Here is an 8,918-nt window from a genome sequence, read left to right as displayed (position 1 = left end):
TGAAAGAGGATATTGAAAAAGAAGTCAACAACTTTTTAACTTCCTATGATCTTGATGCTTATATATTAAAAGTTGTACATTATCGTCAAAAGGAAGCCAGCGATGAACTGACCGAGGGAGAGAAGGAGAAAATTGAGGATGCTCAGGAACTTGAAAAAGCTATTATGAATGAACCGAAATTACAAGACTATGAACTTATATCTGCATTTGTGAGGATTAATGATGTAGAGAAGTTTATTCCCTTAGTAATTTCAGTGACGGAAACAAGGATAGAAGAAATTAAGAGCATTGTATACAACATTGTAAGGGAAAAAAATATGAATGGGTTCACAATAAAAGTATTTTTAGTTGATCCTGAGAAAGAAAAGACAGCACAAAGATGGAGCACTGTTGTAAGTTCAATAAACGATGGATTAATGGGAAAAAAAGAATTAAAAGTTGAGGAAGTCCATTTTTCTTTTTATGAAACACCACTTATATTTTCCATAAAAACATCTATTAAATCAACAGATCCAAATGCCGAGGAAATAGCATGGGGAATTGAAAATACTATTCGAGAATTTATTGAATCTAATGAAGTAGAAAGTATAGTAAAAGGAGATTCATACAAAATCATTATCTATAGCAGAGATGAGAAGAAAATAAAAATATCCCAGTAGCTTGATAGGGAGATACTATTCTTATATAAATTTTCAAAAGGAGGTAACTTGTTGGAAAAATGGAAAAAGGGTCTAAGTGCGGCCAGTTTAATTGTTATTGTAATGGTGGTTGTAGTAGCATTCCTCATTGAACGAACAAGTCACAAAGTTAGTGTTGATAATAAGCAAGTTGAACAAGCATATATCGATGACTTATCTAAAAGGACAGTAAAATTAGCAAAATTATTGAAACAGAATGAGAATTTTTCATTAAATTTAATTAAGCTTGATATAGAAAACTTTCCAAATCGAGTGATTTACGTAAATTTGATATCCAATAGCTTAAATGTAAATGATATTGAGAAATCGGTTCGTGAGATACTCCAATCAGATAAGGCTCAATCATTGATTAAGGAAAAAGAAACATTTGATATTGTTGTTTTAAATAAAGATGGAGAAAAAGTAAATTAAAATACAAAAAAACTACTTGATTATATTTAATCGAAGTAGTTTTTGAAACTAAATTCACTTTAGTCATTAAGCACAACATATACTGTGTCAGTAAAATCAGCAGGTCCAATTCTAACGTAAAACTCTGCTTTACCATTTGAACCATCAACATACTTCCCTATGTCATACAAAGTATAACAATATGAACTACTGGCACTACTATTGTGGTGGTACCCCAAGTCTATCAAAGTATCGTTTGTAGTCCCATCATCTTCATATACCGCTATCATGAATCCATTGTATGCCTGTAAATCTGACACGCAGACCTGAAAATTCCCTCCACCAGATTCAACAATAGGAGTTTCCTTATAACCTGATCCTCCTGGAATTGTGTAAGTACTACCATGTAGGGTTTGCCAGCCAGCAGCTTGTGTAGAAAAATCATTAGCATAAGTTAAAGAGGGAACTAATAAACCCAATGCCAACACAAGGAAGCCTATTCCGAACTTGTTCAATACTACTTTTGCCATATATACTCTCCCCCATTTTTAATTTTTATTACTAAATATTAAATTCTATAAATATTTTTAATATCCTTTTATATTTAATACATTATTATCAAAATTTAGAATATTATTAATAACATTGATAATCACTTGTATAAATGTCTATAAAAACCAGGGGTTGAAGTCTAGGTTTATTGGAAAAGAGTCCTAAAAATAAACAATGCCAATTCGAAATTAGCATTGTTTATTTTTAGATTGGTTGGATATTTATTCATCGGATGACAAAAGCAAAACCACCAAAAGCCCGTCAACTCAACGATGTATATTCGGTGAATAAAAGATAGATCGGGGAAAAGAGGAAGAAGTGAGCGTTGGTATAGGTTGGCGTGTAGGGAACAACTTCCCTGAAGGGGTGTTATGTCAACCAACTCTGTAAGGGGTATACACTAATTTTGAAGGTTAATCTTTACCTAGAGTTGGGGGCGGGTATTTACAATACGTTCACATTTTGTAGAAGGTTTGTATATGGATGCTGGTGCCATGCGAATATTAGTTCTCCGAACGATTTGATTCAGGTTAACGGAATGACAACGGGTAAATACATATATGAACAGAATCCCGATATCCTTAACTATCCTGTAGCCCCCAACGAGAAAGGTAAAACGGCTAAAGAACTTGCACAATTGGTGATTAAATCAGTCATTGATTTTATTAACCTTAACCCTGCAGAGAATTAAAATTGGGTAATCAAGGAGTATGATAGATACTCATTGGACAGTTTTTTTGCGATACAATCCAAACGGTGTTGATTTATCACCCGCGGCAATTGAAATGATAAAAGGTGTTTCTCTCCATGGAAGGACTCGCTTGAACTTACGTTTCTTGATTTATTCCGTGAATTTAAAATCCTCTTCGATTCATCTATAGATTTTCATGAAATAACAGGAGGAAATGATCGGCTCCCTCAAGCATTTCTCCCACAACGATAACTTCGAACATACCTAAAAAAGAGTAGAGCAAAAACGTTCAGCAGAAGTGGATTTTTTAAACTTAAAGCGGTGGAAAATGTTAAAATTCTGTACATATTTCTAAGCTTGATGTATATTATAAGTAACAGAACCCACCACGCCTCTTAACAATGCGGACCACGGTGGGTCGTTTTTTTTTTTAGGGGGGCATTCCTGTGGAAACACGTCCAATAAAACATGCTAAAACATTTGAAGAGCAACTTCTAATTCTTCAAGATAGAGGAATAATCGTTGATAATCATCAAGCAGCCCTTTCAGCATTGCAAAAAGTGAATTATTATCGCCTTATCGCCTATGGCCTTACATTGAAAGATGAATCTAAAGATGATACCTATCTTGAAGGAACTACTTTTAGTAAGTTAATTTCTATATACGAATTTGATAAAAAATTACGCCAGTTATTGTTGGGTGCACTCGAAAGTATCGAAATCGCTTTCAGGGCACATATTTCTTATCATCACTCTCATGAATACGGAGCACTCGGATACTTAGATTCAGCTCATTTCTCAAATTCAGAGTATCACAAGAAGTTCATGAGCAATCTAGAACGATTTATAAATGATAGTAAAACAGAATTGTTTGTGGCTCATCATCACACTAAATATAGTGGAGTCTTTCCCGTTTGGGTGGCAATTGAAGTCCTTTCCTTTTCAACGTTATCGATGTTATTTAAAAACTTTAAAAATAAGGATAAGCAATACATATCTAAACACTATTATAATGTGCATTTTAAATATACACAGAGTTGGCTACATACCTTGACCACCATCAGAAATATTTGCGCTCATCACGGTCGGTTATACGGAAAAAAACTATCTATACAGCCTCAATTGTTTGATGATATACGTGAAAAAGTGAGCAATGATGAAGTATTTACGGCCATAATCGTACTGAGTAAACTATTAAGCAGCAATGAACGACTGAACCTTTCAACCTCTTTAAAGGCACTTGTTGACGAATATGATGAGTTTATCGACATATCACATATGGGTTTTCCTAAGGATTGGTACACTCTGTTATAAAAAACCTATATTTAGGGCTGCTCTCTTTACTGGGAGCAGTCTTTTCTTATAGAAAGAATTGGTTTGGAAGAAGTGATTTTAGTGTGCTGATAAAGGTTAATACGTAAAAAAGAGCATCGATATTGCATGCTCTCTTTGCCATCCTATTCTATTCGTAATAACTCTTTTCCATTTGTAAGCCAAGCTTTTACTTTTTGGTGTTCGGACTGTAGCTGTTCATAGTCTTGTTTCAATTTCTCATACGCCTTTGCCAAGTCATCAAAAGACGTCATCGCTAGTTGCAAATGATTGTGAATATCGTTCGAATTTTTGGTTCGACTTAGTTTTTGGAGATTGTACTGTTTGCGTAATGTTTTATTCCATCTGAATCCACATGCCTGTCTTGTCCGGCCAAGGATTGTTGAGGCTTCAATAAACGCTTGTAGTTGTGTTCTTCCTTCACGTACAAAGGTTAAAACTGTGTCTGCCAGAACTTTATCATCTTCTACCGTCCAACTATCTTTTCTTTTCTTCTCGTCCAAGCTACCACCCCCGTTTTTATTTACTATATGCAAAAGGAGACAGAACTTTAACATATTATTTGAGTGAGTGGTTAAAGCAATTGGCAGGAACCAATTATCTTGCTAAGAGAGAAATCTTACTTCAGTTTCTGTTTCCCTAAACTCTTTTTGACCATTCATAAGAATGAGCATTTCTAGCGCAGACATTTGAGGAAGGTTTTCCAGGAAAGTTTGGGCGTCATCAAAATTCGAGAAGGTAAACGCCTGTAGTTCTTCTTTAAAAGCCCATCCTTGATCGACAGTTTCTAACATAAAGATTCTTAAGATCGGACACTTTGAAGTTGGGTGCATGTTTTCACCGGCAATTGCGAGTCCAATATCATCTGTAGGGTTGAATATCGTCGTAAGAACCTCCATCTCATCCTCGAAATCCTTCGGCACAAATATGTTTACAGCTTCATGATTCATCGTGTCTAGTCCTCCCATATCTAACTATCTTTTACCTCTGTTTTTGTGTTTAATGTACTGAAATGTTGTGTGATTAGGTGATTTACTCGGTTTTTTCCTTGTGTGGCGTGTTTTAGTTAAGTAGGTTGCTTTCATGTGCTTATGTAATTCATCTTGAGGTTTGCTTTTGAGTAAATCAGTAACGTATGTTTTGTCAATCGTGTCAGGACCAAATTCATTGTTTATGTATGAAACTACTTTGGCTATGCTTCCTGAATAGGCATATGCCTTTACTATCTTTTGCCCTAATGTTGTCGCTTGATAGGTTTCTACGAGAGATACAAAATCTTCAAGCACCTTGATTTCTTTTTTGGCTGTATCAACTGTTTTTATATTCTTCATTTGTCCTCCTCTTACATGAGTTTTATCGTACTTTTACAGTATTCTCCATTTCGTGGGCGATTCCCTTTAAAACTAGATCAGTTAGAATCAAATACCTTCAGGGCGGCAGCACGATAGCTCCTAACAAAGCAGCAAATGCTTTGAAAGAAGCTCTAACGCGTCGCTTTCCTCTAAAAAGCCCGAGAACCACAATTTGTACAGCTTCGCCTACACTTCGTAGGTTCCTGTTCTTTTCTTTACGAGGAAACGAGCCGAAAAGATTGGCAAATAAAGAAATCAAGAAATGGAGGGCAGCCTATTGGCTGCCTTTGTTGTTGTATTTTTTGCTTTTGTCCTCCGGATCGTACAGATTCCCAGCCTGTCTAAGCCCGAAACAAAGGCAGATTCCTAGGCGTTCGCCCTCCCTCTGTTTCGGGCTTAGACAGGAGCCGACTAACTACCAAAACAACAGTCAAGGGGCGAAAAACTTTTTCACATCACGCTTGCGCAGAAAAACTTTTTACGCTGGAACCCTTGACTGGTCGGCTATTGGATCTGTTCGTCCTTCGTGTCAAAAGGCAAAAAATAATCCCTTTGGGACATTTACCGCCCGGAGAACAACACAAAAAAGGAGCGAAAAAATCATGAAATTAAACAAAGTGATTGAAATCGTACGTATTAAACAAGAAATCCGAGAGGTAGAAGAAGCCTATACGAGCTTACTACCTACACAAATCCGTTCTCCAAAAGATGCCATTGAATTCATTCAAGCCATGATAGCAGAGGAGGACAGAGAGGTGTTTTTGGTACTTTGCCTCAATGTAAAAAACCAGATTACTGCCGTTCATAAAAGCCATGTTGGGAGCTTAAATGCTAGCATTGTGCATCCGAGAGAAGTATTCAAATCCGCCATTCTCAATAACGCAGGGAGTATTTTGGTGTCGCATAACCATCCATCCGGCAACTGCCAGTATTCACCGGAGGATATTGAGGTTAGTAAACGACTGATGGAAGCCGGGGCGATTATGGGCATTGAGGTATTAGATTCCATCATTGTGAGTCCTGAAGACGGCATTTCTTTGAAAGAAAAAGGATTGCTTTAAATGCAAAAGGGGATGTTTCCCCTTTTGTTTTTATCCTATAAAGGAGGAATACCCATGGCGGAAAAGTGTTCATTAAATGAAGCACAGATAAGTGCGCTTCGTAGCCTTCACTTTTGGCGAAGAAATTTGTGTGTCGCATCCATCCATCAAGATGTCATCGAGTGCACCAAGAGCAGAAAAGCTATTTTGTTTGCGTTCCAATCATGCGATAAACTGAATATCCCATTTACTATTCAAAACCTTGTCATCTATGCAGCTTCACAAGATAAAGCTTTTGGTGATGTAAGGATGGGCAACTAATATTCCCCCCAGTAATTCTCTTTTTACTGGGGGATTGTCGTCACTAAAAACGCGATAAAGGAAGTTTGTTGAATCATTCAACAAAACTTGATACAATTATATTAGATGTTGAATGATTCAACAAGGGAGGGGATTCACTTGAAAAAGGCAACCATGGAAATTCTGACGAAGTGCCAGAATCTTAGATCTTATGTAGAAACAAAGGAACAACAGCATGACTTGAAATTATTAAATCAAAATGAACAAGTGCTCGTAGCACTTGCACGTTTCTTTGAATACGAAGAATCGCTTGATTTGAACCTCATGTTTAAAGTAATGGATTCCGATTGGATGGAATTCGCGATAAATCGATTACTTACTTACTTTTATTCCGACACTTTTCATGCAAAATCATTTAAACCGCTGATTATTAAGAATCCAAATGATTTATTAAGCCAGAAGGATATTGGTAAGCTGATGAATGAGCATGGAGGAAACATGGATACCAAGAAAATTCACATGTTGCGCAAGAGGGGGAAACTGCCCACTGAAACAGCCTTAATTGGAGGAAAACCATACTGGCTAAAAGAAGAAATCGAAACGTATATCCATGATTTACCGATAAAAACAAAAGATACACACTAGACAAATCGTTGAATCCCCCTCACAATAAGAACAAACGTTCTTGTCGTGGGGGGGATTCTTTGTGAAAGCATTACCAAATCGCACTATTGCTTGTCTGGATATGAGATCGTTTTACGCAAGTTGTGCTGCTGCTAACCTGGGATTAGATGTCATGCAAGAAGCCATCGCCGTTATTGGCAACTTAGAACAAAAGGGCAGTGTGGTGCTGGCTGCATCCCCACGAATGAAAAAGGAATTTGGCGTTAAGACCGGAACACGCTTGTTTGAAATCCCAAACCATCCAGATATACGCTTAATCGAACCACAAATGCAATTTTTTGTAGATATATCAATGGAAATCACACGATTGATTAACGAATATGTTCCGAAAGAAGCGATTCATGTCTACAGCGTTGATGAATGTTTTTTTGATTTATCTGGCACCGAACGATTGTGGGGATCCCTCGACGATACAATTCGACGTATACAAGATGACTTGTTGAATCTCTTTCAATTGCCTTCTGCAGTAGGTATCGGTCCTAATATGTTGATGGCCAAATTGGCATTGGATTTAGAAGCTAAGAAGACCGGTGTTGCGAAATGGACATATGAAGATGTACCTCAAAAGTTATGGCCAGTAAGTCCATTAAGCGAAATGTGGGGAATTGGGCGACGTATGGAACAAAACCTTCATGCCATGGGAATCTATACAGTTGGAGATATCGCAAATGCTGATTTGAAATCACTTGAAGCACGTTTTGGCGTGATGGGGAATCAGCTTTATCATCATGCCTGGGGAATTGATTTGTCAGAATTAGGAGCACCCATATTAGAAGGTCAAGTTAGTTATGGAAAAGGACAAATCTTATTTCGTGACTATGTAAAGAAGGAAGACATCTTCACTGTTTTGCTCGAAATGTGTGAAGACGTAGCGAGACGTGCACGTGAGGCTGGTAAAGTAGGACGAACAGTCCATTTAAGCATGGGCTATAGTAAAGAAGTGTTTGGTGGAGGATTTTCCCGTTCAAGGACGATTGAAGAAGCAACGAATGAAACCCTAAATATCTATCGTGTGTGCCAAAATCTTTTTGACGAGTTCCACCAAGATAAACCAGTCCGTCAAATTTCTTTATCGATAACTAATCTGGAAGATGAGTCGTCTATGCAACTCAGCCTTTTTGAAGAACGCAAATGGCAAAAGCGTAAATTAGGAGAGACGATGGATCAAATTCGTAGAAAATATGGAACCACAGCTATCTTACGTGCAGTATCTTATACGGCTGCTGGTACAGCAATTCACCGTTCAAGATTACTTGGTGGACACAAAAAATAGTAATCAAATTATAATAGTATTTTTCTAAGCTATGAAAAATACTATTAGTGATATTTCATAAATAAAGAGGACCATTTGGTGCTGCACCCCAAAAGTTAGAGTTATAAATCTAACTTTTGGGGTGTTTTTTATATGGCAAAATATAGCGATGAATTAAAATTGAAAGTTGTGCGCGCCTATTTAGAAGGTTCCTTGGGATACACATTTTTAGCTAAAGCATTTATTATTTCTACTGAATCTCTAATACAACGATGGGTTCGTGCTTATAAAGAATTCGTTGAAGTTGGTTTGCGTAGGATAAGTGTAAAACATGTTTATTCTGTTAAATTCAAACTGGATGTATTAAACTTTATGAAACAAACAGGTGCTTCTTATCAAGACACAGCGAATCAATTTAACATGAATAATCCAACTTTAATAGCGAATTGGAACAGTAAATTTTTAAAAGAAGGGATAGAAGGCCTGAAAGAAAAAGTGAAGGGACGGCTTCCTATGTCTAAAATCCTAAAATCAAAACTGTAAAACAAGAAAGTACAGAATCTCGTGAAGAACAGTTAGAATGTGAAATTGAGCTCCTTCGTCCTTTACGGGAGAACCCAAATACCTA

General features: G+C 36.9%; 12 protein-coding genes. 8 read left to right on the top strand and 4 right to left on the bottom strand.

Going from position 1 to position 8,918, the window contains the following annotated elements; genetic code table 11:
* Positions 1-659, top strand: a 659-nt coding sequence (locus tag AC3EA5_RS14210) for a hypothetical protein (protein WP_488608939.1), incomplete at its 5' end; no start/stop codon positions are given.
* A gap of 51 nt (positions 660-710) precedes the next feature.
* Positions 711-1,109, top strand: a complete 399-nt coding sequence (locus AC3EA5_RS14205; protein ID WP_488608938.1) for a hypothetical protein — start codon at positions 711-713, stop codon at positions 1,107-1,109.
* A 59-nt stretch (positions 1,110-1,168) separates the two neighbouring features.
* On the opposite strand, the gene AC3EA5_RS14200 is transcribed toward AC3EA5_RS14205, so the two are convergent.
* On the bottom strand, positions 1,169-1,618 hold the full coding sequence (locus AC3EA5_RS14200) for a hypothetical protein (RefSeq protein WP_488608937.1): 450 nt from the start codon (positions 1,616-1,618) through the stop codon (positions 1,169-1,171).
* Between the two features lie 1,159 nt (positions 1,619-2,777).
* Between AC3EA5_RS14200 and AC3EA5_RS14195 the strand changes: the two genes are divergently transcribed.
* Positions 2,778-3,644, top strand: coding sequence for an Abi family protein (locus tag AC3EA5_RS14195; protein ID WP_488608936.1), 867 nt, complete (start codon positions 2,778-2,780; stop codon positions 3,642-3,644).
* A 143-nt stretch (positions 3,645-3,787) separates the two neighbouring features.
* Here AC3EA5_RS14195 and AC3EA5_RS14190 read toward each other — a convergent pair whose 3' ends face one another.
* From AC3EA5_RS14190 to AC3EA5_RS14180, 3 genes are all read right to left on the bottom strand, one after another.
* Entirely contained in the window at positions 3,788-4,165 is a 378-nt protein-coding gene (locus AC3EA5_RS14190; RefSeq protein WP_488608935.1) for a transcriptional regulator, read from the bottom strand.
* 102 nt (positions 4,166-4,267) lie between these two features.
* Positions 4,268-4,612 (bottom strand): hypothetical protein, encoded by a 345-nt coding sequence (locus tag AC3EA5_RS14185; protein ID WP_488608934.1) that lies wholly within the window; start codon positions 4,610-4,612, stop codon positions 4,268-4,270.
* A gap of 24 nt (positions 4,613-4,636) precedes the next feature.
* On the bottom strand, positions 4,637-4,993 hold the full coding sequence (locus tag AC3EA5_RS14180; RefSeq protein ID WP_488608933.1) for a hypothetical protein: 357 nt from the start codon (positions 4,991-4,993) through the stop codon (positions 4,637-4,639).
* 260 nt (positions 4,994-5,253) lie between these two features.
* Here AC3EA5_RS14180 and AC3EA5_RS14175 point away from each other — a divergent pair, with 260 nt between their 5' ends.
* The 5 genes from AC3EA5_RS14175 (at position 5,254) to AC3EA5_RS14155 (ending at position 8,833) form a co-directional block, all read left to right on the top strand.
* Positions 5,254-6,075 (top strand): JAB domain-containing protein, encoded by an 822-nt coding sequence (locus AC3EA5_RS14175; RefSeq protein WP_488608932.1) that lies wholly within the window; start codon positions 5,254-5,256, stop codon positions 6,073-6,075.
* Between the two features lie 54 nt (positions 6,076-6,129).
* Positions 6,130-6,375 carry a hypothetical protein gene (locus AC3EA5_RS14170; RefSeq protein ID WP_488608931.1) on the top strand — a complete coding sequence of 82 codons (246 nt, stop codon included), beginning with the start codon at positions 6,130-6,132 and terminating at the stop codon, positions 6,373-6,375.
* A gap of 138 nt (positions 6,376-6,513) precedes the next feature.
* Complete coding sequence (locus AC3EA5_RS14165) at positions 6,514-6,999, top strand: hypothetical protein (RefSeq protein ID WP_488608930.1); 486 nt, start codon at positions 6,514-6,516, stop codon at positions 6,997-6,999.
* 100 nt (positions 7,000-7,099) lie between these two features.
* Entirely contained in the window at positions 7,100-8,311 is a 1,212-nt protein-coding gene (locus AC3EA5_RS14160) for a Y-family DNA polymerase (RefSeq protein WP_488608942.1), read from the top strand.
* Positions 8,312-8,443: 132 nt separating this feature from the next.
* Complete coding sequence (locus AC3EA5_RS14155; RefSeq protein WP_488608929.1) at positions 8,444-8,833, top strand: transposase; 390 nt, start codon at positions 8,444-8,446, stop codon at positions 8,831-8,833.
* The last annotated feature ends 85 nt before the right edge of the window (positions 8,834-8,918 follow it).

The organism is Paenisporosarcina sp., from assembly GCF_057785155.1.
The sequence above is the reverse complement of the archived record's forward strand: the minus strand, read 5'-3'. Positions and strand labels throughout refer to the sequence as shown.